This is a genomic window from Ensifer sp. 1H6 (assembly GCF_001976035.1).
In the GTDB taxonomy this organism is placed as follows: domain Bacteria; phylum Pseudomonadota; class Alphaproteobacteria; order Rhizobiales; family Rhizobiaceae; genus Ensifer; species Ensifer canadensis.
On the sequence record NZ_MOAI01000012.1, the window covers coordinates 144,500 to 167,373 of the forward strand.

Consider the following 22,874-nt stretch of genomic DNA (forward strand, 5'->3'; position numbering starts at 1 on the left):
CAGACATGATCCGCATTTTGATCTTCATCCTGATCGTTCTGGGTCTCGGCCTCGGCTTCGCGTGGCTCGCGGATCGGCCGGGCGAACTGTCGCTCGTCTGGCAGGGCCAGCTCATCGAAATGAGCCTGATGCGCGCGGCATCGCTGCTGATCTCGCTGGTCGCCGCCGTGCTGATCGCCATCTGGCTGGTGCGCACCATCTGGCTGTCACCACACACCGTCACCCGCTATTTCCGCGCCCGAAAGCGCGACAGGGGCTACCAGGCACTGTCGACTGGCCTGATCGCCGCCGGCGCCGGCGACGCCAACCAGGCGCGCAAGATGACCGCCCGCACCCGCGGCCTGATCAGCGCCGACCAGGAACCGCTGATCCACCTGCTCGAAGCCCAGACGTTTCTGATCGAAGGCAAATACGACGACGCGCGCAAGAAGTTCGAACTGATGGCCGACGATCCGGAAACGCGCGAACTCGGCCTGCGCGGTCTCTATCTCGAAGCCAAGCGCCTCGGCGCACACGAGGCGGCGCGTCAATATGCCGAGCGGGCAGCCGAAAAAGCGCCGCACCTGCCCTGGGCGACACTGGCAACGCTCGACAGCCAGAGCCAGGCCGGACAATGGGATGAGGCACTGCGCTTGCTCGACCAGAGCAGGACAGCCCATGTGCTTGAGCGCAAGGAGGCCGACCGCAAGAAGGCCGTGCTTCTGACCGCCCGCGCCATGACGCGCCTCGACGGCGATGCCAAGGCGGCCCGCGACGACGCGCTTGCCGCGCTCAAGCTCGACGAAAATCTGGTGCCCGCCGCGCAGGTGGCGGCAAAGGCGCTGTTTCGCGAGGACAACCTGCGCAAAGGAGCATCGATCCTCGAAAAGGCCTGGAAACATGAGCCGCATCCCGATGTCGCCCGACTTTACGTGCGGGCACGCGGCGGCGACACGGCGGTCGACCGGCTGAAGCGGGCGAGAAAACTCGAATCGCTGCGCCCGAACAACGCGGTGGCCATGGCAGCCGTCGCCGAGGCAGCACTCGAGGCGCGAGAGCTTCTGCTTGCCCGCACCAAGGCGGAGGCCGCGGCCCGGCTGGAGCCGACCGAAAGCATCTTCCTGCTGCTTGCAGATATCGAGGAGGCCGACACCGGGGACGAGGGCCGCATCCGCCACTGGATGGCCCAGGCCCTGAAGAGCCCGCGCGATCCGGCCTGGACGGCCGACGGCGTCACTTCGCCGACCTGGCTGCCGGTCTCGCCGGTGAGCGGCCGGCTCGACGCCTTCGAATGGAAGGCACCGGCCCTGCAACTGGCCACACAGGTCGAGGATGGCCACCTGAGCGCCGATGAAGCGATCCGCAGCCTGCCTCCTGTCATGGCCGAGCACCATCCCGTAGCCCACGGCACGCTCCGGCCAAACCGGTCGTCGATACGCCCGTGATCATCGAAGCCGCAGCCGAGACGCCGCGCGAGCGCACGGAGCCGATCAAGGTGGCGGAAGCGAAAAGACCTGCCCCGATCGTCGAGAAGACACGCGAGAAGGACGGCGCCTCCAATGGCGAGCCGGTTGCCGACCCGTTCTTCGGCCGTCCTCCGGATGATCCCGGCGTGCGGGAACCGGCTGTCGGCAAAAAAGTGTCGGAAAAGACCACTTTCCGATTGTTCTGAGTTTTGAGGGGCTGTGGGCGAAAACATGTTTGAACGCTTCCGGACGTTTCTTGAGGGCCTGACCGGCCCGACGACGCGGATCGAGAGGGGTGATCCGCGCGTGGCGGTCATCGCGCTCTGCATTCAGGTGATGGAGGCGGACGGCAAGATCCTCGCCTCCGAGCAGCGCAAGATGCGCGCCATCATCAAGCAGCACTATGAACTCGACGATGCAGCACTCGACGCGCTGGTCGAGGCCGGCAAGTCCGCCGAAAGCGAGGCGATCGACTTCTATCAGTTCACCGCCGAAGTGAAACGCCACCTCTCCGAGGAGCAGCGCATCGAATTGATCGGCATGCTCTGGGAGGTCGTCTACGCCGATGGCGAGCGCAGCGAGATGGAAGATCACGTGATCTGGCGGATCGCCGATCTTCTCGGCGTCTCCGGGCGGGACCGGGTTTTGAAGCGACGGGAGGTCGCGGCCAGGATCGATGCGGCGGAAGAAGGCGAACCGCAACAGGAAAGCTGAAATGCCGATAGCCGCCGAGACCGACAGGAAGCCCATCCTCATCGTCCTGCACCAGGAGCGATCGAGCGCCGGCCGTGTTGGCCAGATCCTCGCGCAGAAGGGTTTTTCCCTCGACATCCGTCGTCCGGCGCTTGGCGACGAGCTGCCACCGACGCTCGAGCACCACGGCGGCACGATCATCTTCGGCGGGCCGATGAGCGCCAATGACGAGGAGGATTTCGTCCGCCGCGAGATCGACTGGCTATCGGTGCCGCTCAAGGAAAACAAGCCCTATCTCGGCATCTGCCTGGGCGCGCAGATGCTGGCGCGCAACCTTGGCGGCAAGGTCGCGCCGCATCATGAAGGCATGACGGAAATCGGCTGGTACCCGCTGGTCGCCACCGACGCCGGGCGGGCACTGATGGACTGGCCTGACATGGTCTATCACTTCCATCGCGAGGGGTTCGATCTGCCTGCAGGTGCCGAGTTGCTGGCAACCGGCGAAACCTATCCGAACCAGGCCTTCCGCTATGGCGAAAACGCCTGGGGCATCCAGTTCCATGGCGAGCTGACACGCGCGATGATGCATCGATGGGTGGTGCACGGCGCGCACCGCTTCGAACTGCCCGGCGCCCAGATGGGCAAGGCCCATCTCGACGGGCGCATGCAGCACGATGCGCCGTTGCGCACCTGGATGGAAAATTTCCTCGATCTCATTTTCGTGCAGGCGGGCTCCAGGCAGGCGGCCTGACGCCAAGCTTTGCAGCTCGAACCCGCGCATTTCCTGGAAAGGCTCTAACGATGATGCTCCGGCACGTCGAGCGTGTCGATCTTGCGCAACTGCGGGAAGCCGAGCGCCCAGAGCGCTGACACCAGCAACGTGCCTGCGCCGCCGAAAGCGACGGCAAAGATTGCGCCAAAGCCGGATGCCATCATGCCGGCCCGGAACTCGCCGAGCTCGTTGGAGGCGCCGACGAACACCATGTTGACGGCATTGACGCGGCCGCGCAGCTCGTCCGGCGTCCACAGCGTGATCAGGATCTCGCGTACATAGACCGAAATCATGTCGGCAGCGCCCATGACCACCAGTGCAGCGATCGATATCCATGGCGTTGCCGACAGGCCGAAGACGACGGTGCCGAGGCCGAAGAGCGCGACGCCGGTGAACATGTAAAAGCCGGCGCGGTGGCGAATGGGGTGGGCGGCAAGCCACACCGCCATGCCGACGGCGCCAACGCCGGGGGCGGCGCGCAGCAAGCCTAGGCCCCATGGGCCAAGATCAAGGATATCGCGGGCAAAGACCGGCATCAGCGCGACAGCGCCGCCGAGCAGCACCGCGAACAGATCGAGCGAGATCGCACCGAGCACCACCTTCTCCGCCTTGATATAGCGGAAACCGGCTGTGATCGTTTCCCAGCTCTGCACCGGTGCCTTGGAGCGCGCCGCCGGCTTGGGGATGGCAAACACCATCAGCGCCGCGGCGGCGAAGAAGCAGACGCCGACGGCATAGGGCGCAACGGAGCCGAAGCCATAGATCAGGCCGCCTGCAACCGGACCGACGATCATCGCCGTCTGCCACGAGGTCGAATTCCAGGCGATCGCATTGGGTAGATCTTCGGGCGGGACGAGATTGGGTGCCAGCGACTGCGAGGCGGGGGCGAGAAACGCCCGCTCGATGCCGAAGACGACCAGGATCGCATAAACAGGCCAGGGCGAGAAAAGCCCCGTGACCGTCAACGTGAGCAGCGCCACGGCACACAGCGTGCTGACGGCCATGCAGATGCCCATGATCATGCGCCGGTTACAGCGATCGGCAACTGACCCCGTGACCAGAATCAGCACCAGCGACGGCAGGAACTGGAAGAGCCCGATAAGCCCGAGGTCGAACGGATCGCGCGTCAGGTCGTAGATCTGCCAACCGACCGCGACTGAAATGATCTGAATGGCAAAGTAGGCAAGGAAGCGCGAGAAGAAATAGCGGCGATAACCGACATGCCGGAAGGCGGCAAAACGGTGGGTGGTATGAACGGCAGACATAGGGGAAACGCTCCTCGATGGTACCGATCTTTGTCCGATCCGCATTAAACATGATCGCGCACGGTAAATCGGCGTACTTGCTCGTTTAGGTCTCAATGTCTACATGTCTGTCAATAACGATTTGGAGACCGGCATGATTGCTGTCATCGGCACCTTGAACTTTATTATCAACATCGCGTGGTTTCTGATCATCGCGTCAGCCATCTTTTCGTGGCTCTATGCGTTCAACGTCATCAACGTGAACAACCAGGCGATCAACATGATCGGCCGCTCGCTCTACCAGCTGACCGAGCCGCTCTATCGTCCGATCCGCCGGGTCCTGCCCAATATGGGCGGCGTCGACCTTTCGCCGCTGGTCGTGCTGGTGATCCTCTATTTCATCCAGCTTTTCCTGAACACGACGATCGCGCCGGCGCTCCTGCGCTGATCCATTGACGCAGCAAGCGTTCACCGCCCACGGAGATCACGTGCGCGTCACCGTTCGACTGACACCGAACGGCGGACGCGACGGGATCGATGGGGTGGAGAGCGGCGCCGACGGGCAGGACCATCTCAAGGTCCGCGTGCGCGCCATTCCGGAAAAGGGCAAGGCCAACCAGGCCCTGATCGCCGTCCTCGCCAAAGAGATCGGCGTCGCCAAGAACCGCATTTCCTTCATCTCAGGCGAAACGCAGCGCAAAAAAATCCTCCGGATCGACGCCGACCCGGAGGATGTTTTGAAACGGCTTGCCGAACTGGTCGGCAAATAGCCAGATGCTTACTTCTTTTCGCCCTTGGCGCGCTCGACCGCTTCCTTGATCAGCTGCTTGGCGACGGAGGCATCCTTCCAGCCGAAAATCTTGACCCACTTGCCGGGCTCCAGATCTTTGTAGTGCTCGAAGAAGTGCTCGATCTGCTTGAGCGTGATTTCCGGCAGGTCGGTGTATTCATGCACCTTGTCGTAGCGCTGCGTCAGGTGACCCGACGGAACCGCGATGATCTTTTCGTCCTGGCCGGAATTGTCTTCCATCATCATCACGCCGATCGGGCGGACGTTGATGACGCAGCCCGGAACGAGCGGACGGGTGTTGCAGATCAGAACGTCGATCGGATCGCCATCATCGGAAAGCGTGTGCGGCACGAAGCCGTAGTTCCCCGGATAGGTCATCGGCGTGTAGAGGAAACGGTCGACGACGAGCGTGCCGGCTTCCTTGTCCATCTCGTACTTGATCGGATGGCCGCCAACAGGAACTTCAACGATGACGTTGACATCTTCCGGTGGATTCTTTCCGATGGAAATCGCATCGATACGCATGGAATACTCCCAGGGTCGGTTGAGAAATTTGCCCGTCGGATAAAGGGAAACATGCCGCGATGCAACATAACTTTCGTCCGGAGTGCAGATTCACCTTGCCAACCCGCCGTGACCTGAAGTTGATTGCATCAGAGGATTTCTCGTAAGGAGGGATTTTGGATGACCGCAAAGGCCGCATGTTTCCTTGCTGCAGCACTTGCCGCCACGCCGGTTCTGGCCAACGACAGCGTCTATTCGGATGTCAGCCGCGACAAGTGCACTATTGTGGAGGAAGTCGAAGGCATCTTCATGTCGATGACCTGTCCTGGCCCTGACGGCTACCCCGCCCACTTCAAGGAATCCGATATCCGGCAAAGCTTCTTCTTCGGGCATCTGAATGCGCGATACCTGAAGGAAGGTTTCGAAACCTTCGGCCCCTTCAACCACGCCGGCACGATGGTGGAGTGGCGCCTGAACAAGGACAAGGTGCCGGTATCGGCCATCCTGCGCTGGGTGATCGAGAACGGCGATCCGAAAACCGGCGAAGGCAACTCGGCCTATGACGGCCAGGTCCTGGTGATCTCAAAGGTTGCGCAGAAGGAAGACGGGATCGGCTGCGTCGCCGGCTATGTCGATGCACTCGCCAATCCGGATCCGAACACGCTCGCCCGCAAGATCGCCGACGACATTGCCCCGGGGTTCCGGTGCGGTATCGACGAAGCAGCCTACCATGGCAAGCGCGGTGAGAAGGCGAGCGGGTCGCGTCACCAATTGCCTACCGCGCCGCGCGTCAAATAGGAGGCGCAAAGGACGCTGTAGCGCTTTAAATTTGCTGCATAATTTTGTCCTTAAATCGGATCCGATTTAAGGAATTATGCAGGAGGTGACATCGAGGTCAGACGCAAGCAGGCGTCAGTTCCAGGCAAAGCCGATCTTCTTGAGGTGCTTGTCGCCGAAATCTTCCATGCCCTCGGCGATATCGCTGCCGCCAGCCCCCTGGAAGAACTGATAGGCGTTATCGCTGTCTTCGAGGCACCAGACGACCAGTCCCCTGCAGCCGAGCGACCGCAGCAGGCTCTTGGCTTCGCCGAAGAGAACCCGTCCAAGGCCGATGCCCTGATATTCCGGCCGCAGGTAGATCTCGTAGATTTCGCCTTCCTGCGGCAGCGCCTTGGCGCGGCTGAGGCCGAGGGTCGCATAGCCGGCAATCGTTCCGGCCACGTCGACGACCAGCAAGGTCGCCGGACCCCGCGTCGCCTTGCGCCACCAGACCTCGTCTCGACGATTGACCATCTGGACCAGGGGGCGGTGCGGAATGATGCCGCCATAGGCTTGTAGCCACGAAACGCGATGCACGTCGGCAATCGCCGACGCCTCTTGCGGTTCTCCAGGCCTGACCTCGATCGAAACAGTCTTCATGACTCACGACTCTAAACGCACACAGGGCGAACAGGAATCCCACCCGGGGGCCGCGTCGCGTTAACCCACAGGCAACTTTAACGGCATCCCATGGAAGGTTAACGCCTTTTTAACTTTATCCGCAAGCCGCCCCCCGCTGGCACACACAGCAAAAAACCCCGGATTGCTCCGGGGTTTCGCTAATCGCTCGCTTTTGTCGGTGGGCGCTTAAGCGGCGCCAGCCGTACGCGACTTCTCGAAGCGCTTACGGTCGTTCGAGTCGAGGTACATCTTGCGCAGACGGATCGACTTCGGCGTGACTTCGACCAGCTCGTCGTCCTGGATCCAGGACAGCGCGCGCTCGAGCGTCATGCGGATCGGCGGCGTCAGCTTGACGGCTTCGTCCTTGCCGGATGCACGCATGTTGGTGAGCTTCTTGCCCTTCAACACGTTGACTTCCAGGTCGTTGTCGCGCGTGTGGATGCCGATGATCATGCCGGCATAGACCTTCTCGCCGGCTTCGATGATCATCGGGCCGCGGTCTTCCAGGTTGAACATGGCGTAGGCGACCGATTCGCCGGCGTCGTTGGAGAGCAGCACGCCGTTGACGCGGCCGCCGATCTCACCCTTGTACTGCTGGTAGGCGTGGAACAGACGGTTCATGACCGCTGTGCCGCGCGTATCCGTCAGCAGTTCCGACTGGTAGCCGATCAGGCCACGGGTCGGTGCGAAGAACACCAGCCGGACGCGATTGCCGCCGGACGGACGAAGCTCGACCATCTCGGCCTTGCGTTCGGACATCTTCTGAACGACGACGCCGGAATGCTCTTCGTCGACGTCGATGACCACTTCTTCGATCGGCTCGAGCAGCTGGCCGTTCTCATCCTTGTGCATGACGACGCGCGGACGCGAGACGGCGAGTTCGAAACCTTCGCGGCGCATGGTTTCGATCAGAACCGCGAGCTGCAATTCGCCACGACCGGAGACGAAGAACGAATCCTTCTCGGAGGATTCCTCGATCTTCAGCGCGACGTTGCCTTCGGCTTCCTTGAACAGACGGTCGCGGATGACGCGGCTCGTCACCTTGTCGCCTTCGGTGCCGGCAAGCGGGCTGTCGTTGACGATGAAGGACATGGTGACGGTTGGCGGGTCGATCGGCTGTGCGGTCAGCGCTTCGGAGACCGACGGGTCGCAGAAGGTGTCGGCGACGGTGCCCTTGGTCAGGCCGGCGATCGCGACGATGTCGCCTGCATGGGCTTCTTCGATCGGCTGACGCTCGATGCCGCGGAATGCGAGGATCTTCGAGATACGGCCGTTTTCAAGCAGCTTGCCGTCCTGGCCGAGAACCTTGACCGGCTGGTTCGGCTTCAGCGAACCCGAATGGATGCGGCCGGTGATGATACGGCCGAGGAAGGGGTTTGCTTCCAGGATCGTGCCGATCATGCGGAACGGGCCCTCGCCGACCGTCGGCTCGGGAACGTGCTTGAGCACGAGGTCGAGAAGCGGTGCCATGCCCTGGTCCTTCGGGCCTTCAGGCGCGACGTTCATCCAGCCTTCACGACCCGAACCGTAGAGGATCGGGAAGTCGAGCTGCTCGTCGGTGGCGTCGAGGTTCGCAAAGAGGTCGAAGACTTCGTTGATGACTTCTTCGTGGCGTCCATCAGGACGGTCGATCTTGTTGATCGCGACGATCGGCTTCAGGCCGACCTTCAGCGCCTTGCCGACGACGAACTTCGTCTGCGGCATCGGGCCTTCGGAGGCGTCGACGAGAACGATGGCGCCGTCCACCATCGACAGGATGCGTTCGACTTCACCGCCGAAGTCGGCGTGGCCGGGGGTGTCGACGATGTTGATGCGCACACCCTTCCACTCGACCGACGTCGCCTTGGCAAGAATGGTGATGCCGCGCTCTTTTTCGATGTCGTTGGAGTCCATGACGCGTTCGGCAACGCGCTGGTTTTCGCGGAACGAGCCCGACTGCTTCAGAAGCTCGTCGACAAGGGTCGTTTTCCCATGGTCGACGTGCGCGATAATCGCGATGTTACGAATGCTCATTTTTCGTCTCGGAAGGTTTAGGGCACGCCCCAATGGGCCACGCCGCTTTTTCAATGGTCGGGCTCATACAGGTTTTTTTGCGATTGCGAAAGGGGGGCGCGCGCAAGAGCCCGGCTCCGAAGTCCCGACAGGCCATGGGTTTGCAACCGGAAAGGGTCGCGCCAACCGGGTTTGGAAAGGGTTCAACCAAAGCCAAAACGCTCATGCGACGGCGGCCGGGTCGAGCGTCACGCGCCACAATTCCTGGTCCTGCCGATCCATCAGCCGCACGGTCATCTGCTTGGTCTGGCCGTTGATATCGACGATGCCGAAGAACTGCAGCCCGGCTGATGGAGGCAGGTTGCTGTCCACACCTCCACCGGACGCCTTGATGAAGCGCACGTCCGGGCCGAACGTCATGTCCAGCTCCTTCGGACCATAGGTACCGGAATGCAAGGGACCGGAAACGAACTCCCAGAATGGCAGGAAATCCTTGAAGGCCGCCCGCGACGGATCGTAGTGATGCGCGGCCGTATAATGCACATCCGCCGTCAGCCACACGAGGTTGTCGATGGCATTGTCCCTGATGAAGCGGAGCAGCTCGGCAAACTCGGTTTCGCGACCCGTCGGTGGACCATTGTCGCCATTGGCGATTGCATCGGAACCACGCCGGTTGGCATAATCGTCCCAGACGACGAGACCAACAGGCATATCGCAGGCGATCACCTTCCAGACGGCGCGCGACGCGGCAAGCTCCCGCTTCAGCCAGTCCGCCTGGCGCCAGCCGAACAGGCCACCATCACCCTCCCCCTGGTTGGGGCCGCGATAGGACCGAAGGTCGACGAAGAAGACATCGAGCAGCGGACCGTAGGCAATCTTGCGGAAGATGCGGCCGGGCTGCGTCGGCGGCGTGCGGACCGGCGTCATCTCGTTAAAAGCGCGCCCCGCGCGCGCGGCGTAGACCGCAACGTCCTTTTCCGGATAGCGCGGATCGTCGCTGAGGTCTGTCGAGGCCGACCAGTTGTTCAGGACCTCGTGATCGTCCCACTGATAGAAGGTCGGGCAGACGGCGTTGAGTTCACGCACATGGTTGTCGAGCAGATTATACTTCCACTGGCCGCGATATTCCTCGAGCGTGCGCGCCACATCGCGCTTCTCATGCGTCACCACCCGGTTCTTCCAGATGCCGCCGTCGCGCAAGGCTATCTCGTCGGGAATGGGATTGTCGGCGTAGATCGTGTCGCCGGAATGGATGAAGAAGTCCGGCTCGTGCAGGCGCATGGTCGAATAGGTCTTCATGCCGACATCGTCGATGCCCCAACCCTGGCCGGCCGTGTCGCCGGACCAGACGAAGCGGACCGAGCGCTTGCGCAACGGCGCGGTGCGAAACCGCCCGACGACCGGCTCGGACACCCGGTTGATGTCGTAAAGATCGGTCGCGGTGAACCGATAGAAGATGTCCTGGTCCGGAAGCAGATCCTCCAGCGCGCATTTGACCGCACAATCCGTCTGCGGTGTTGCGGTGAGTTCGGCGAGACGAACCGGATTGGAAAAGCTTTCGGTCGTCGAATAGTCGAGCGTCACCCGCGACGGCCTGTCGACCCGCGTCCACACCATGCCGGAACTCGTGTCGACATCGCCCGACTGCACCCCGTGGATGAATTCCGGACGGCCGTAGCCGCGGGCATAGAACGGTGTTGCAAGACCGGAGGACGCAACGAGGCCGGCAGCACCGGCAGACAGAAGGAAGGAACGGCGGGACAGCGTGGTGAGGATTTCGGCCAAACAAGCCTCCGGTTCGAGCCCTGCGAAAGCGGATTTCGCGTGCCGGACCTTTAGCTGTTCGTATGTCAGCGACTTAACAGTGGCGTGAAACTATTTGAACGGTTTCGCGACAATTCGGTGAATACAGGGCCTTCGAAGGTGGCTCGTCTTCGACGGCGACTGGGCCGGGCCGAAGGCAGTCGGACGTTTCTCGACCTGGGCGATCCGCCAGGGATCGAAGGCTGCCGGCTTCGAGACCATCGAACGCGCCTCGCACCAATCGATCGCCGCCGCACAGCGCAAATCTGCAAACCTGCGAAACTGCCTGCGCACTTTCGTCTATCGTCGGTTCATTCTCTGCGCGCATAAACCCTGCTGAATATCCACTTGCATGGAGGCGGTGCGGCGGGTGCAACCTCATGGCATTTGCCGCAAGCCCTGCTATGAAGAATCTCGTCCGCGGCCGCGGCCCCCCTTGCTGCGCTACGGACGAAACGCTTCAGCTCGCCGCCCGGCGACGTCAGATATCGGCAGGTTCCTTATCGTGTCCCATTCGAACACTCCCGTGCGTGATCACCTCGAACAGATCCTGAGCCGGCTCGATGCCCGTCGGGAGAACGAGAAGACCTATGTCAAGCTCTATGCCGACAGCGCCCGCATCGAGGCCGATGCCGCCGACCGCCGCCTTCAGGCCGGCGCCACGCTCGGACCGCTCGACGGCAAGATCGTTTCGATCAAGGATCTTTTCGACGTTGCCGGAGAACCGACGCTCGCCGGCTCGATCATCAAGCGCACGGCAGCCGTGCCGCAACAGGACGCCGTCGTGGTCAGGAGATTGCGCGCCGCCGGCGCCGTGATCGTCGGCAAGACCCATATGACCGAATTCGCCTTCACCGCGGTCGGCCTCAATCCCCATTATCCGGTTCCCGGCAACGCGACCGATGAAAGCCTGATCCCCGGCGGCTCGTCCTCGGGCGCGGCCGTGTCGGCGGCGGAAGGCACCTGCGATATCGCCATCGGCTCCGACACCGGCGGTTCCGTGCGCATCCCGGCGGCGCTGAACGGCCTCGTCGGTTTCAAACCGACCGCCAGCCGCGTGTCCCTCGACGGCGCCTTCCCGCTTGCCCCGAGTCTCGATTCTATCGGGCCGCTCGCCCACACGGTCAGCGACTGCGCAGCTGTCGATGCCGTCATGGCCGGCGAGCCGGTAACAGCGCTTGTTCCCCAGCCGATTGCCGGCCTGCGGATCGGCGTGCCACGCGGCCAGCTCCTGGCCGCGCTCTCAACCGAAATAGCCACACACTTTACGGCATGTCTCGACCGCCTCACTGCTGCGGGCGCCGACCTTGTCGATTGCGGTATCGACGACCTTATCGACCGGTTGAAGAAGGCGACCGCGATCGGCTCGATCGCCGGCCTCGAGGCGAGCCGTCTGCATGCCGACTGGCTTTCGGATCACGACGCACCGGTCGACATCAGGGTTTCATCGACGCTTCGACGTCGTTTGCTGACGCCGCAGGCAGCACTAGATGCGCTGTTGGAAACGAGAGCAGGCCTAGCAAGTGCCATGGACGATCGGCTCTCCGCCTACGATCTCATCGTCTTGCCGACGACGCCGATCGCCGCAGTGCCGATCGCCTCCGTGGAGGCGAATGAGGCAGAATATGATCGCGTCGAGGGCTTGCTCTTGCGCAACTGCCAGGTCGCAAACCAGTTCGATCTCACGGCCATAACCTTGCCGATGCCGGGGCCGACCCGCCCGGCTGGCCTGATGTTGGTGGGCAGGAACGGAACGGACGGGACGCTGCTGGCGGTAGCGGCCTCGGTCGAGGCGCTGTTACGGGAAAGGTGATGCGTCCGGTTCGACCCGAACCAAACCCCGGCACATAATCAGTTGAGGGCGCTCACGCGAGGGCGCCCGTATCGTATATATGAAGCCTGGCCAGCGAACCGAACGGCTTTGCAGTTGGCGGCCAGTTGCAAAGCCCACGCCTGTGCTTGCATAGCGAACTGGGCCTCGCCGTCTCGCCTCAGTGCATCGTTTCGCCGGAAACCTCGTCGCGAAGGATGCGGAACGCATCCTCGAGTGCTGCGACCAGCACATTGGTTAGCTCTTCGCCGTCATTGTTCGTGAGGTAGAGGGCAACGGCCGAATCCTGCGGATCGGTATAATGCTCGATATCGCTTGACATATCATCGTCCTTTGTTCGCCGTGTCACATCCCGGCTCTTGGCGCGATGGTATAAAGCCCGACTTGTGCAAAGCTTGACGGGCAGAGCTTTGCATGACGCTCTGGTCGCGGCTTGGCATCGGGCTCGGCCTCTCGAAACAAGTGGCCCGATATACGCGGCTTGGCGGCATCGCCTTTTTACTCGCCCTCGCCCGCGCGGCGCGCTAGAGGACGCAGGAGATGAACGTCGGAACTGAAAATGTCGAAAAAGCCGAAGCGCGATAACGCCCATTATGAGCAGCGGTTGAAGGCCGAGTTCCCGGACATCCACAGTGATGTGCTCACCGGCAGGATCTCCTCGCTTCGCAAGGCTCTCGTCATCGCCGGCCTGAAGCCGCAGCGGACCCGCCTTGAGAAACTCAAGAATTCGTGGGCAAAGGCCACCCCTGGCGAGCGCGACGGCTTCCTGACCTGGCTGGCGATATCAGGCGTGTTGCCTGTTGCCACTCCAGTTCCGCCCACGGCCGCCGTGCCTTCTCCCATACCCGCAGGTGCCCCCATCGCCAGCGGACGTTACCTGCTTCCCTCCACGATCACCCGGATCAAGGCGATCATGGCAAAGCAACGCCTGAAGCCCGACGACGTCATGCACGAGATGGGTTTTTTGTCCGATGGACAGTCCCTTGCCCGAGCGCTTGCCAAGAACGCAAGCCTGAGGCTCGCGGTGATTGCCGGGCTGGAGGCGTGGCTGCGCACGCATGAAGAGTGACATCGTCATCGCAGCGGTATCCCTGGACTACAGCGCCGCGCGTCTTTATTACACGCGCAAATGTCGCTGTAGCACTCTGAATTACTGCATGTTTCCTTAAATCGAATTCGATTTAAGGAAACATGCAGTAGACACGAGATCACTCCCGGCCGTCGAGGCTCGCTTGAGCAGCGCGTTTCAGTTCCCGGAACGTTCGCACATGCCGTCCATAGGCGGCGGTCATCACGCCTGAATCCGGCACAGAAATGTTCCGGCGCATCGTCCGGGCCGCCCTCTAAGAGAAGGAGAAGACGGACAAACGGGAGAGGCGAGGCAAGGCCCGGGTGGGCGACAAGCGACACAACACGCTTATTTCCGAAGGTTGTTGCGAACTGGCGCAATACACCTACAGGTGCTAGTATTTCTGCGCCTACTGCATGTTTCCTTAAATCGAATTCGATTTAAGGTTAAAAACATGCAGCAATTCAAAGTGTTGCAGCGACCTTTGCGCATCTAACAAGACGCGCGGCGCTGTAGAGTTCCTGGCGAACAAATCTCGCAGTCGATAATCAGTTAAACGCGAATTGCTTGCAGCCAATTGCCGCGCCGTCGAGCCCCGCTCGATGACCAGAGTCGTTGTTCGACGACATCAACGTGGAGGAAAAGCCAATGGCCAGCAATCTTGTTTCCTACATCGCGCAGATGCTTACCCCTGACATGATCGCGCGCATCGCTTCAGTGCTTGGCCTGGATAGCAGCAAGGTGCAGAGCGCCGTCGCCGCTGCCGTACCGGCAATTCTGGCGGGCCTGACCGGCGTCGCCGCGCAGCCGGGCGGCGCGCAAAAGATCGCCGACAGCGCCAAACAACAGAGCGGCTCGCTCGACAATCTCATGGGAATGCTGGCGGGTGGCGACCAGGTTTCGCTTGCCCAAAACGGCTCACAGATCATCTCATCGCTGTTTTGCGCCAAGGACGGCAGTGCGCTGGCAACGGCCATAGGCGGGGTTTCCGGCATGGATCAAAGGGCGAGCGGCTCGCTGCTGGCAACGCTTGCTCCGCTGGTCATGGGCGGCCTCGCCCAGCAGAGCGGAGGCGACCTGAGCGCCAACGGCATCGCCGGTCTGCTCGCCAGCCAGAAGGACAATATCGCCGCCGCATTGCCATCCGGCGTCAGAGACCTGCTCGGCGGCACCGGCCTGCTCGGCTCGCTCGGCGCTCCGGCACAAACCGCTGCAGCCTCTGCCAGCCAAGCGACCCGCAGCGCTGCCGCTTCGGCCTCCGCAGTCGGTGGTGCGGCCAACGCGCAGCGGCAGCAGCGGCCGCCGCGCCAGCCTCGTCGCGCAACTGGCTTTATTGGGTGATTGCCGCCCTGGTGATTGCCGGCGTGCTTTTCTACCTGTTCGGCAGGCCAAAGGAACCGGTCGCACCCCAGGCCGGCACGCCTGAGCAGAGCTTGACGGTCGGCGGGGTCGATGTCGGCCAGCAGGTCAAGGACGGCATGGCCAGCCTGCAGACAGCGCTGACGGGCGTTACCGATGCGGCCTCCGCCACGGCGGCCTTGCCGAAGCTGGAGGATGTCTCGAGCCAGCTCGACAAGGTCAGCGGTGTGGCCGGGCAACTCTCAGCCGGGCAGAAGGCAGCCCTCACGGCCCTGATCACGCCGATGATGCCCACGCTCAATGGGCTGTTCGACAAGGTTTTGGCCATCCCCGGCGTTTCGGACATTCTGAAACCCACTATCGATGCATTGAAGACGAAGCTGACGGCCCTGTCGACCTGATGTTTCGAGAAACCGTCGGCACTCGGCGCGCCGCGTGGATCGGCAACGACTGTCATGAACACGAAATCGAACGAAGGAGGGTCAGCCATGGCTGACAAATCGGCATTCACCCCGGAGGAATGGACGTTGCTTCTGGAGAGCGTGATGATGGCGGGCATAGCCGTGACCGCGGCGGAGCCGAGCGGCCTGTGGGGCATGCTCAAGGAGGGCCTCGCCAACAGCCGCGCCCTGCTGCAGGCAAAAACGATGCCGCGGCCAGTCCGCTCGTCAAAGCGCTCGTCGCCGACTTCGAAACCTCGGTAGGACGAACGACGGCACGCGACGGCCTGCAGGCGAAACTGAAAGGCTCCAAGCCTGAGGACATGAAGGCCAGATGCATCGAAACGTTGCAGCAGGCGCGAACGGTCGTCGAAACCAAGGCTCCGGATGATGCCAGCGCCTTCGCCGCATGGCTGTATCAGATCAGCCAGCGCGTAGCGGAAGCCGCCAAGGAAGGTGGATTCCTGGGTTTCGGCGGTGTCGCCGTCAGCGAAGCGGAGAAAGCGACCCTATCGGAAATATCGGCCGCGCTGAAAATCGCCTGACGCTGCGCCGGCAATGCCCGCTTCGTCGCCTGAAGCTACTCTGGCGAGCTGGGAGGAATTCGGGCTAAAGCAGGATTGAAGTCCCGATGGCGGAGAGGGTGGGATTTGAACCCACGATACCCTTGCAGGTATGCCGCATTTCGAGTGCGGTGCATTCGACCACTCTGCCACCTCTCCGCATAGTCGGTCGGCGCTTGTTCGGCGCGGTCGGGTTCATAGCGGCAGATTCGGGTGCTGGCAAGGGCCTCGGTGAAGATTATCCAATGCGGCGAGTGCCTTCTTCTTGACAGAGGAGCGCGTTTCCCGTAATTCGCGCAATGAAGTGGTGTGGCTTGCCCTCACCGCAGCGGGTGTGATTTGCGCCCATTCACCGGCAGGGCTTCGGGAATGATCCCGGAGTTCTGCTAAAAATGTCGACTGACAAAAAGACGGCCTTGCCCCTGGGGTAAAGAGCCGGCCCGAACATGAAAGGATAAAGAATGTTCGCAGTCATCAAGACCGGCGGTAAGCAGTACCGCGTGGCAGCCAACGACGTCGTAACCATCGAAAAGCTGGAAGGCGTAGCAGGCGACAAGATTGAATTCACCGAGATCCTGATGGTCGGCGTCGGCGCCGATGCAACCATCGGCGCTCCGTTTGTCGAAGGTGCCGTTGTCAGCGCCGAAGTCGTTGAACAGGGCCGCGCCAAGAAGGTCATCGCCTTCAAGAAGCGTCGCCGCCAGAACTCCAAGCGCTCGCGCGGTCACCGCCAGCACCAGACGACCGTCCGCATCCTGGACATCGCTGCTGCCGGTGGCAAGGCAAAGAAGGCTTCCAAGAAGTCTGAAGCCGCCGCTGAAGCTGCAAACTGAGTTTTGGGATCGAAGGTTTAAAGGAGAACACCAATGGCACACAAAAAAGCTGGCGGTTCGTCGCGCAACGGTCGCGATTCCGAGTCCAAGCGCCTTGGCGTGAAGAAGTTCGGCGGCGAGAAGGTCATCGCCGGCAACATTATTCTGCGTCAGCGCGGCACCAAGTGGCATCCGGGCGCCAATGTCGGCCTCGGCAAGGACCATACGATTTTTGCGCTTACGGCAGGTAACGTGGACTTCCGTACGAAGGCCAATGGCCGCGTGTACGTGTCTGTAATGCCGAAAGCGGAAGCAGCGGAATAAGCCGGTAGCGCTCTAAAACAGCCGGCGTCTCATCGACCCGGCTGACGCACCTCGGTTCCAAGCCAGACCTAAAAAGGGGAGATGGGGCAATACCCAACTCCCCTTTTTTTCGTTTCTGGAGGACGAACCATGCAAACCGAGCTACTGAGGGAAGACCAATCACGGTCTCCCGAACAAAGGCTGAGGCCCCAACGGTCAAGGACCGATTGCCCGATATTGTTGTCACCCCGGCTCGTTCTGCGCGCGCCCCATGAAGACGATATCGACGCCCTTGCCCATCTTGCCAACAATGCCAATGTCGCCACCATGGTCTCGCGCATGCCGCACCCGTATACGACGGCCGATGCCGCCGATTTCGTGCGACGCGCCAAAGCCGGCACGATTGGCAAGTGCGTCTACGCGATTACCAAAGCGGATAATGGCGCATTCCTCGGTTGTTGCGGTATCGAGCCGCACCCCGATGGCAAGACGGCGGAACTCGGCTACTGGCTGGGCGAACCCTATTGGAACCAAGGCTATGCCACAGAGGCTGCCCAGGCGCTCACCGACATGGCCTTTCGCACCCGTGACATCGACCAGATCGATGCGCGCTGCCGGGTCATGAACCTCGCCTCGCGCCGGGTCATCCAGAAGTGCGGCTTCCAGTTCCAGGGCAGCGGCATGGTCGGCAGCCTGGCGCTCGGCGGCTCGATCTCTGTCGAATGGTATCGGCTCGACCGCAAGACCTGGGTTTCGCTCAGAAGCTGGGGAGGCATGCGATGAACGCGCTCACCTCCGAACGCTCGCGCACCGCGATCCGTCCCGGCCCCGGGCCCTGCCCGGTCATCGAAACCAGGCGGCTGGTGCTGAGGCCCCACAGCCGAAGCGATGCCGAGGCGATCGCTCAGTCGCTGGGCGATTTCCAGGTGGCGCGCATGCTCTCGCGTGTGCCTGCACCTTACGACCAGCAGGATGCGCTCGATTGGCTGGCAAGCCAGACCTCGGGACTCACCCCCGACTGGACGCTGGCGATCACCACCGGCGACGACGTGCATATCGGTTGCATCGGCATCGAGCTCAGGCACGGCCAATGGCATGTCGGCTACTGGCTGAACCGGTTCTACTGGGGCAAGGGCCTGGCGAGCGAAGCAGCCTATGCGGCGATCGAGCGCTTCTTCCGGCGCATGCCGGAAACGACCCTGCATTCCGGCGTCTTCGCCGACAATCCGGGGTCGCTCAAGGTCCAGGAAAAGCTCGGCTTCCAGATCACCGGCTGCAGCCAGATCTATGCGCTCGCCCGCAATGCCATGGTCGCCCATATCGAGACCCGGCTGAGCGCGGCAGATCTGCGCCGGCCACACTGAAGAAACAATCCCCGCGAAGCCATGCCTTTGCGGGGATATTCGTCAAGCGAGTTCAAAACCAACAGGAAGATGATCGGACCCCTTGGCGTCGTAATCGGTCCAGGCGTCCTTCAGCTGCGGCACCAGGCCGGTGCTGATGAAGCCATAGTCGAGATGCATGCGCTTTTGAGGATTGTCGGGATGAACCCAGCTATAGCTTTCCGGCGTCAGCCGGTTGAGATGGGCGAGCACGTCGACCGGATTTTCGAGCCGAAGCGAGCGTCCGTAATAAGCGTCGCGCGAGCCGGCCATCGCGCAATATTCCGGCGTCTCCGGCTCCATGTTGAAGTCGCCCATGACGACGAAATCCTCCGGATGCGGCGGCTCAGCAAGACCGAAATCGGCAGCCCCGGTAATGCCGCCGCCCTCAAGCGGATAGCCGAGCAGCCGCTCCTTGAGGAAGCGGATCTGGGCGATGCGCTCGGCGGGAAGCACATGGTCGAGATGCACGGAATAGACGCGCAGCGGCCCGCCCGGCGTGGCGACCAGCGCTTCGGTGGCGCCGCGCTGCAGGTTCATCGGGCTGATGGTCCGGGTGCGCGGCAGCGATATCAACCGGGTCGACAGGATCGGCCAGCGCGACAGGATCATGTTGCCGAACTGGAAGCGCCGGTTGACGGCGCGGCCGCCCTCGATCGAAGAGCCGATATCGATGTCGCAAGGGGCATGAAAGGCTGAGAAATGACCGGGGAAGAGCGCTTCGAAACGGGCAACCAGATCGACGTGGCCGTTGCGGTGAAAACCGCGTGTCACTTCCTGCAGCGCGATGATGTCGGCGCCGCCAAGCGACGCAGCAATGCGCTCGGGTTCAAACTGGCCGTCAAGACCGATGCCGTATTGGATGTTGTAGCTGGCAAAACGCACGATATTCTTTGACCTCCGGATGAACCGCCTATATCGATGGCGGCAAAATACGACCGCGCAAATACACCGAACAGATGGCAGTCCAATGAAATTTCTAGACGAAACGAAAGTCTACATACGCTCCGGCGACGGCGGCGCAGGCGCCGTGTCGTTCCGTCGTGAAAAATTCATCGAATTCGGTGGACCTGATGGCGGCGACGGCGGCCGCGGCGGCGACGTCTGGGTCGAGGCGGTCAACGGCCTCAATACCCTGATCGACTTCCGCTACCAGCAGCACTTCAAGGCCAAGACCGGCACGCACGGCATGGGCCGCAACCGCACGGGCGCCGGCGGCGCCGACGTGACGCTGAAGGTTCCGGTCGGCACCCAGATCTTCGAGGAAGACAGCGAGACGCTGATCGTCGACATGGTCGCCGAAGGCCAGCGCTACCGGCTTGCCGCCGGCGGCAATGGCGGCTTCGGCAATGCCCATTTCAAGTCCGCCACCAACCAGGCGCCAAGCTGGGCCAACCCCGGCCTCGAAGGCGAAGAAAAAAACCATCTGGCTGCGGCTGAAGCTGATCGCCGATGCCGGCCTCGTCGGCCTGCCCAATGCCGGCAAATCGACCTTCCTTGCCGCCTGCACCCGGGCGCGGCCGAAGATCGCCAATTACCCCTTCACCACGCTGCACCCGAACCTCGGCGTCGCCACCATCGACGGCAACGAGTTCATCATCGCCGACATTCCCGGCCTGATCGAAGGCGCGCATGAAGGCGTTGGTATCGGGGACCGTTTCCTCGGCCATGTCGAGCGCACGCGCGTGCTGCTTCACCTCGTCTCGGCCCAGGAAGAAGACGTCGCCAAGGCCTACAAGACCGTGAAACACGAACTCGTAGCCTATGGCGGCGGGCTCGAAGACAAACCCGAGATCGTCGCGCTGTCGCAGATCGACGTGCTCGACGAGGACGAATTGAAGGTGAAGGCCAAGGCGCTGGCAAAGGCCTGCGGCGAGCAGCCTCTCCTGCTTTCGGCCGCCACCAGCAAGGGCATGACCGAGGCATTGCGGGCGCTACGCACCGTCATTGTCGCGGCAAAGTCCGGAGAAGAGACCGCCTGACATGACGAAGACCCGCAAGCCGCTTCAGAAGTATCGCCGGGTCGTCATCAAGATCGGGTCGGCCCTGTTGGTCGATCGCGCGACCGGGCTGAAAAAGGCCTGGCTCGACGCCATGTGTGCCGACATCGCCGCCCTCAGGGCCAAGGGCGTCGACGTGCTCGTCGTCTCCTCCGGCGCCATCGCGCTCGGCCGCACCGTACTGAAACTCCCTTCTGGCGCGCTAAAACTCGAGGAAAGCCAGGCGGCCGCGGCCGTCGGCCAGATCGCGCTTGCCCGCGCCTGGTCGGAAAGTCTTTCGACAGACGCGATCGTCGCCGGCCAGGTGCTACTGACGCTCGGCGACACCGAGGAGCGTCGACGCTATTTGAATGCCCGCGCCACGATCAACCAGCTGCTGAAGCTCGGCGCCGTGCCGATCATCAACGAGAACGATACGGTGGCGACCACCGAAATCCGCTATGGCGACAACGACCGCCTGGCCGCCCGCGTCGCCACCATGGTCGGCGCTGACCTCCTGGTGCTGCTTTCCGACATCGACGGCCTCTATACGGCGCCGCCGCATCTCGACCCCGATGCCCGTTTCCTCGACACGATCGCGGAGATCACGCCCGAGATCGAGGCGATGGCAGGGGGGGCTGCCTCCGAGCTGTCGCGCGGCGGCATGCGCACCAAGATTGATGCCGGCAAGATCGCAACCACCGCCGGCTGCTCCATGATCATCGCCTCGGGCAAACCCAACCATCCGCTGGCGGCCATCGAGGAAGGCGCTCGCTCGTCCTGGTTTGCACCATCGGGCTCACCGGTGACCGCACGCAAGACCTGGATTGCCGGGCAGCTGCTGCCGGCCGGCACGCTCGCCATCGATGCCGGCGCCGAGGAGGCGCTGCGCTCCGGCAAGAGCCTGCTGCCTGCCGGCGTGCGCGAAGTGAAGGGCACCTTCAGCCGCGGCGACACCATTGCCATTCTCGGCGCAGCGGGCCGCGAAATCGCCCGTGGTCTTGCCGGCTATGACGCCGACGAGGCTCGCCAGATCGCCGGCAAGAAATCCGCAGAGATCGCGGCGATCCTCGGCTATGCCGGCCGCGCCGCCATGGTGCATCGCGACGATCTGGTGATGACCGGCAAGCGCGCCGACGAGAAGGACGGCCGGAGGGATGAAGTCCATGCTTGATGAAGTCAGGAATAAGGATGACGTCGAAGGCGTCATGCTGGAGATCGGCCGCCAGGCGAAGGCGGCAAGCCGGCCGCTTGCCGTCGCCACCGCCGAACGCAAGCATGCGGCCCTCGTTGCCATGGCCGAGATCATCGTCAATCGCCGCGACGAGATTCTTGCCGCCAACGCGATCGATCTTGAAAACGCCCGCCAGTCCGGCATCGCCGCGTCCTTCATCGACCGCCTGACGCTGACGGAGAGCCGGATCCGCGACATGGCCAACGGCATTCGCGCGATTGCCGACCTCAAGGATCCGGTTGGCGACGTCATTGCCGAGTGGGATCGCCCCAATGGCCTGCACATCGAGCGCGTGCGTACGCCGCTCGGCGTCATCGGCGTGATCTACGAAAGCCGCCCGAACGTGACGGCAGATGCCGGTGCACTGTGCCTGAAGGCGGGCAATGCCGTCATCCTGCGGGGCGGCTCCGACAGCTTCCATTCCTCGCGCGCCATCCATGCCTGCCTCGTCGAAGGCCTGAAGGCTGCTGGCCTGCCCGAGCATGCGATCCAGATGGTGCCGGTTGCCGATCGCGCTGCCGTCGGCGCCATGCTCTCGGGCCTCGGTGGCACGATCGACGTCATCGTTCCGCGCGGCGGAAAAAGCCTCGTCGCACGGGTCCAGAACGAGGCGCGCGTGCCGGTGTTCGCCCACCTCGAAGGCCTCTGCCACATCTATGTCGACGCATCCGCTGATCTCGCCATGGCCGAAAAGATCGTCGTCAATGCCAAGATGCGCCGCACTGGTATCTGCGGTGCCGCCGAGACACTGCTGATCGACAGCAATGCTGCGGACAAGCTGGCAAGGCCGCTACTTCAGGCGCTGCTCGCAGCCGGCTGCGAAGTGCGGGTGTCCGAAGAGCTTGCCGGAACCATCGATGGCTTGCGGCCGGCGACGGACGCGGATTGGTCGACGGAATATCTCGACGCGATCATCTCTGTCCGACTGGTGGACGGGATTTCCGGCGCGATCGAACATATCAACACCTGGTCCTCGGCGCATACCGAGGCGGTAATCGCCGAGGATGCCGATGTCGTCGAGCGCTTCTTCGCCGAAATCGATTCCGCCATCCTGCTGCACAATGCCTCCACCCAGTTTGCCGATGGCGGCGAATTCGGCATGGGCGGCGAGATCGGCATTGCCACCGGCAAGATGCACGCCCGCGGCCCCGTTGGCGTCGAGCAGCTGACATCGTTCAAGTATCGCGTGCGCGGCGCCGGACAGGTCAGGCCCTGACGT

At 62.6% G+C, this 22,874-nt stretch carries 24 protein-coding genes, 1 tRNA gene and 2 pseudogenes; 19 read left to right on the top strand and 8 right to left on the bottom strand.

Annotated features, from left to right (window positions below; translation table 11 throughout):
* The first annotated feature begins 5 nt into the window (after positions 1-5).
* From BKP54_RS16240 to BKP54_RS16250, 3 genes and pseudogenes are all read left to right on the top strand, one after another.
* A pseudogene (locus BKP54_RS16240) lies at positions 6-1,651 on the top strand (heme biosynthesis protein HemY).
* A gap of 25 nt (positions 1,652-1,676) precedes the next feature.
* Positions 1,677-2,159 carry a TerB family tellurite resistance protein gene (locus tag BKP54_RS16245; protein WP_025425104.1) on the top strand — a complete coding sequence of 161 codons (483 nt, stop codon included), beginning with the start codon at positions 1,677-1,679 and terminating at the stop codon, positions 2,157-2,159.
* A gap of 1 nt (position 2,160) precedes the next feature.
* On the top strand, positions 2,161-2,889 hold the full coding sequence (locus BKP54_RS16250) for a glutamine amidotransferase (protein WP_025425105.1): 729 nt from the start codon (positions 2,161-2,163) through the stop codon (positions 2,887-2,889).
* A gap of 44 nt (positions 2,890-2,933) precedes the next feature.
* Here BKP54_RS16250 and BKP54_RS16255 read toward each other — a convergent pair whose 3' ends face one another.
* On the bottom strand, positions 2,934-4,175 hold the full coding sequence (locus BKP54_RS16255) for an MFS transporter (protein WP_084814568.1): 1,242 nt from the start codon (positions 4,173-4,175) through the stop codon (positions 2,934-2,936).
* Between the two features lie 133 nt (positions 4,176-4,308).
* Between BKP54_RS16255 and BKP54_RS16260 the strand changes: the two genes are divergently transcribed.
* Positions 4,309-4,602, top strand: coding sequence for a YggT family protein (locus BKP54_RS16260; protein WP_025425107.1), 294 nt, complete (start codon positions 4,309-4,311; stop codon positions 4,600-4,602).
* A gap of 4 nt (positions 4,603-4,606) precedes the next feature.
* Positions 4,607-4,924: a DUF167 domain-containing protein gene (locus BKP54_RS16265; RefSeq protein ID WP_025425108.1), complete on the top strand. Its 318-nt coding sequence runs from the start codon at positions 4,607-4,609 to the stop codon at positions 4,922-4,924.
* A gap of 8 nt (positions 4,925-4,932) precedes the next feature.
* Here BKP54_RS16265 and ppa read toward each other — a convergent pair whose 3' ends face one another.
* Entirely contained in the window at positions 4,933-5,469 is a 537-nt protein-coding gene (gene ppa, locus BKP54_RS16270) for an inorganic diphosphatase (protein WP_025425109.1), read from the bottom strand.
* Between the two features lie 159 nt (positions 5,470-5,628).
* Here ppa and BKP54_RS16275 point away from each other — a divergent pair, with 159 nt between their 5' ends.
* On the top strand, positions 5,629-6,246 hold the full coding sequence (locus tag BKP54_RS16275; RefSeq protein WP_025425110.1) for a hypothetical protein: 618 nt from the start codon (positions 5,629-5,631) through the stop codon (positions 6,244-6,246).
* Between the two features lie 114 nt (positions 6,247-6,360).
* Here BKP54_RS16275 and BKP54_RS16280 read toward each other — a convergent pair whose 3' ends face one another.
* The 3 genes from BKP54_RS16280 to BKP54_RS16290 all read right to left on the bottom strand — a co-directional run bounded on the left by BKP54_RS16280 (position 6,361) and on the right by BKP54_RS16290 (position 10,665).
* Complete coding sequence (locus BKP54_RS16280) at positions 6,361-6,867, bottom strand: GNAT family N-acetyltransferase (RefSeq protein ID WP_025425111.1); 507 nt, start codon at positions 6,865-6,867, stop codon at positions 6,361-6,363.
* 207 nt (positions 6,868-7,074) lie between these two features.
* Entirely contained in the window at positions 7,075-8,901 is a 1,827-nt protein-coding gene (typA, locus tag BKP54_RS16285) for a translational GTPase TypA (protein ID WP_025425112.1), read from the bottom strand.
* A 201-nt stretch (positions 8,902-9,102) separates the two neighbouring features.
* Positions 9,103-10,665 carry an alkaline phosphatase gene (locus BKP54_RS16290; protein ID WP_025425113.1) on the bottom strand — a complete coding sequence of 521 codons (1,563 nt, stop codon included), beginning with the start codon at positions 10,663-10,665 and terminating at the stop codon, positions 9,103-9,105.
* A 523-nt stretch (positions 10,666-11,188) separates the two neighbouring features.
* On the opposite strand from BKP54_RS16290, the gene BKP54_RS16300 reads away from it, so the two are divergent.
* On the top strand, positions 11,189-12,496 hold the full coding sequence (locus BKP54_RS16300; protein ID WP_025425115.1) for an amidase: 1,308 nt from the start codon (positions 11,189-11,191) through the stop codon (positions 12,494-12,496).
* 178 nt (positions 12,497-12,674) lie between these two features.
* Here the strand turns inward: BKP54_RS16300 and BKP54_RS36070 are convergent, their stop codons facing one another.
* Positions 12,675-12,836, bottom strand: a complete 162-nt coding sequence (locus tag BKP54_RS36070; RefSeq protein WP_164474930.1) for a hypothetical protein — start codon at positions 12,834-12,836, stop codon at positions 12,675-12,677.
* A gap of 237 nt (positions 12,837-13,073) precedes the next feature.
* Here BKP54_RS36070 and BKP54_RS16305 point away from each other — a divergent pair, with 237 nt between their 5' ends.
* The 5 genes from BKP54_RS16305 (at position 13,074) to BKP54_RS36555 (ending at position 15,927) form a co-directional block, all read left to right on the top strand.
* On the top strand, positions 13,074-13,583 hold the full coding sequence (locus BKP54_RS16305) for a hypothetical protein (RefSeq protein WP_025425116.1): 510 nt from the start codon (positions 13,074-13,076) through the stop codon (positions 13,581-13,583).
* A gap of 648 nt (positions 13,584-14,231) precedes the next feature.
* Complete coding sequence (locus BKP54_RS16310; protein ID WP_084814569.1) at positions 14,232-14,924, top strand: DUF937 domain-containing protein; 693 nt, start codon at positions 14,232-14,234, stop codon at positions 14,922-14,924.
* The gene (locus BKP54_RS16315) at positions 14,921-15,343 is read left to right on the top strand and encodes a hypothetical protein (RefSeq protein ID WP_084814570.1); all 423 of its coding nucleotides are present in this window, start codon (positions 14,921-14,923) and stop codon (positions 15,341-15,343) included. Before BKP54_RS16310 ends, BKP54_RS16315 begins: the two co-directional genes overlap by 4 nt.
* An 87-nt stretch (positions 15,344-15,430) precedes the next feature.
* Positions 15,431-15,646, top strand: coding sequence for a hypothetical protein (locus tag BKP54_RS36550; RefSeq protein ID WP_245317843.1), 216 nt, complete (start codon positions 15,431-15,433; stop codon positions 15,644-15,646).
* A gap of 59 nt (positions 15,647-15,705) precedes the next feature.
* A complete protein-coding gene (locus BKP54_RS36555; RefSeq protein ID WP_225906505.1) occupies positions 15,706-15,927 on the top strand; it encodes a hypothetical protein in 222 nt (73 codons plus the stop codon).
* Positions 15,928-16,014: 87 nt separating this feature from the next.
* Here BKP54_RS36555 and BKP54_RS16325 read toward each other — a convergent pair.
* Positions 16,015-16,104 (bottom strand) — tRNA-Ser (locus BKP54_RS16325).
* Positions 16,105-16,406: 302 nt separating this feature from the next.
* Between BKP54_RS16325 and rplU the strand changes: the two genes are divergently transcribed.
* The 4 genes from rplU (at position 16,407) to BKP54_RS16345 (ending at position 18,424) form a co-directional block, all read left to right on the top strand.
* Positions 16,407-16,778, top strand: a complete 372-nt coding sequence (gene rplU, locus BKP54_RS16330) for a 50S ribosomal protein L21 (protein ID WP_025425118.1) — start codon at positions 16,407-16,409, stop codon at positions 16,776-16,778.
* A 33-nt stretch (positions 16,779-16,811) separates the two neighbouring features.
* Positions 16,812-17,081 carry a 50S ribosomal protein L27 gene (rpmA, locus tag BKP54_RS16335; RefSeq protein ID WP_025425119.1) on the top strand — a complete coding sequence of 90 codons (270 nt, stop codon included), beginning with the start codon at positions 16,812-16,814 and terminating at the stop codon, positions 17,079-17,081.
* 129 nt (positions 17,082-17,210) lie between these two features.
* Positions 17,211-17,843, top strand: a complete 633-nt coding sequence (locus BKP54_RS16340) for a GNAT family protein (RefSeq protein WP_025425120.1) — start codon at positions 17,211-17,213, stop codon at positions 17,841-17,843.
* Positions 17,840-18,424 (top strand): GNAT family N-acetyltransferase, encoded by a 585-nt coding sequence (locus BKP54_RS16345; protein ID WP_025425121.1) that lies wholly within the window; start codon positions 17,840-17,842, stop codon positions 18,422-18,424. Before BKP54_RS16340 ends, BKP54_RS16345 begins: the two co-directional genes overlap by 4 nt.
* A 42-nt stretch (positions 18,425-18,466) precedes the next feature.
* Here the strand turns inward: BKP54_RS16345 and BKP54_RS16350 are convergent, their stop codons facing one another.
* On the bottom strand, positions 18,467-19,327 hold the full coding sequence (locus BKP54_RS16350) for an endonuclease/exonuclease/phosphatase family protein (RefSeq protein WP_025425122.1): 861 nt from the start codon (positions 19,325-19,327) through the stop codon (positions 18,467-18,469).
* Positions 19,328-19,412: 85 nt separating this feature from the next.
* On the opposite strand from BKP54_RS16350, the pseudogene obgE reads away from it, so the two are divergent.
* From obgE to BKP54_RS16365, 3 genes and pseudogenes are all read left to right on the top strand, one after another.
* A pseudogene (gene obgE, locus BKP54_RS16355) lies at positions 19,413-20,424 on the top strand (GTPase ObgE).
* Position 20,425: 1 nt separating this feature from the next.
* Complete coding sequence (proB, locus tag BKP54_RS16360; protein ID WP_025425124.1) at positions 20,426-21,595, top strand: glutamate 5-kinase; 1,170 nt, start codon at positions 20,426-20,428, stop codon at positions 21,593-21,595.
* Positions 21,588-22,871, top strand: a complete 1,284-nt coding sequence (locus BKP54_RS16365) for a glutamate-5-semialdehyde dehydrogenase (protein ID WP_025425125.1) — start codon at positions 21,588-21,590, stop codon at positions 22,869-22,871. The genes proB and BKP54_RS16365 overlap by 8 nt, the downstream gene beginning before the upstream one ends.
* Positions 22,872-22,874 lie beyond the last annotated feature (3 nt).

Bases quoted from the DNA above. Each gene is read 5' to 3' on its own strand.
- BKP54_RS16245 (WP_025425104.1), top strand. From the start codon at position 1,677: ATGTTTGAACGCTTCCGGACGTTTCTTGAGGGCCTGACCGGCCCGACG.
- BKP54_RS16250 (WP_025425105.1), top strand. From the start codon at position 2,161: ATGCCGATAGCCGCCGAGACCGACAGGAAGCCCATCCTCATCGTCCTG.
- BKP54_RS16255 (WP_084814568.1), bottom strand. From the start codon at position 4,175: ATGTCTGCCGTTCATACCACCCACCGTTTTGCCGCCTTCCGGCATGTC.
- BKP54_RS16260 (WP_025425107.1), top strand. From the start codon at position 4,309: ATGATTGCTGTCATCGGCACCTTGAACTTTATTATCAACATCGCGTGG.
- ppa (WP_025425109.1), bottom strand. From the start codon at position 5,469: ATGCGTATCGATGCGATTTCCATCGGAAAGAATCCACCGGAAGATGTC.
- BKP54_RS16275 (WP_025425110.1), top strand. From the start codon at position 5,629: ATGACCGCAAAGGCCGCATGTTTCCTTGCTGCAGCACTTGCCGCCACG.
- BKP54_RS16280 (WP_025425111.1), bottom strand. From the start codon at position 6,867: ATGAAGACTGTTTCGATCGAGGTCAGGCCTGGAGAACCGCAAGAGGCG.
- typA (WP_025425112.1), bottom strand. From the start codon at position 8,901: ATGAGCATTCGTAACATCGCGATTATCGCGCACGTCGACCATGGGAAA.
- BKP54_RS36070 (WP_164474930.1), bottom strand. From the start codon at position 12,836: ATGTCAAGCGATATCGAGCATTATACCGATCCGCAGGATTCGGCCGTT.
- BKP54_RS16305 (WP_025425116.1), top strand. From the start codon at position 13,074: ATGTCGAAAAAGCCGAAGCGCGATAACGCCCATTATGAGCAGCGGTTG.
- BKP54_RS16310 (WP_084814569.1), top strand. From the start codon at position 14,232: ATGGCCAGCAATCTTGTTTCCTACATCGCGCAGATGCTTACCCCTGAC.
- BKP54_RS36550 (WP_245317843.1), top strand. From the start codon at position 15,431: ATGGCTGACAAATCGGCATTCACCCCGGAGGAATGGACGTTGCTTCTG.
- BKP54_RS36555 (WP_225906505.1), top strand. From the start codon at position 15,706: ATGAAGGCCAGATGCATCGAAACGTTGCAGCAGGCGCGAACGGTCGTC.
- rplU (WP_025425118.1), top strand. From the start codon at position 16,407: ATGTTCGCAGTCATCAAGACCGGCGGTAAGCAGTACCGCGTGGCAGCC.
- rpmA (WP_025425119.1), top strand. From the start codon at position 16,812: ATGGCACACAAAAAAGCTGGCGGTTCGTCGCGCAACGGTCGCGATTCC.
- BKP54_RS16340 (WP_025425120.1), top strand. From the start codon at position 17,211: ATGCAAACCGAGCTACTGAGGGAAGACCAATCACGGTCTCCCGAACAA.
- BKP54_RS16345 (WP_025425121.1), top strand. From the start codon at position 17,840: ATGAACGCGCTCACCTCCGAACGCTCGCGCACCGCGATCCGTCCCGGC.
- proB (WP_025425124.1), top strand. From the start codon at position 20,426: ATGACGAAGACCCGCAAGCCGCTTCAGAAGTATCGCCGGGTCGTCATC.
- BKP54_RS16365 (WP_025425125.1), top strand. From the start codon at position 21,588: ATGCTTGATGAAGTCAGGAATAAGGATGACGTCGAAGGCGTCATGCTG.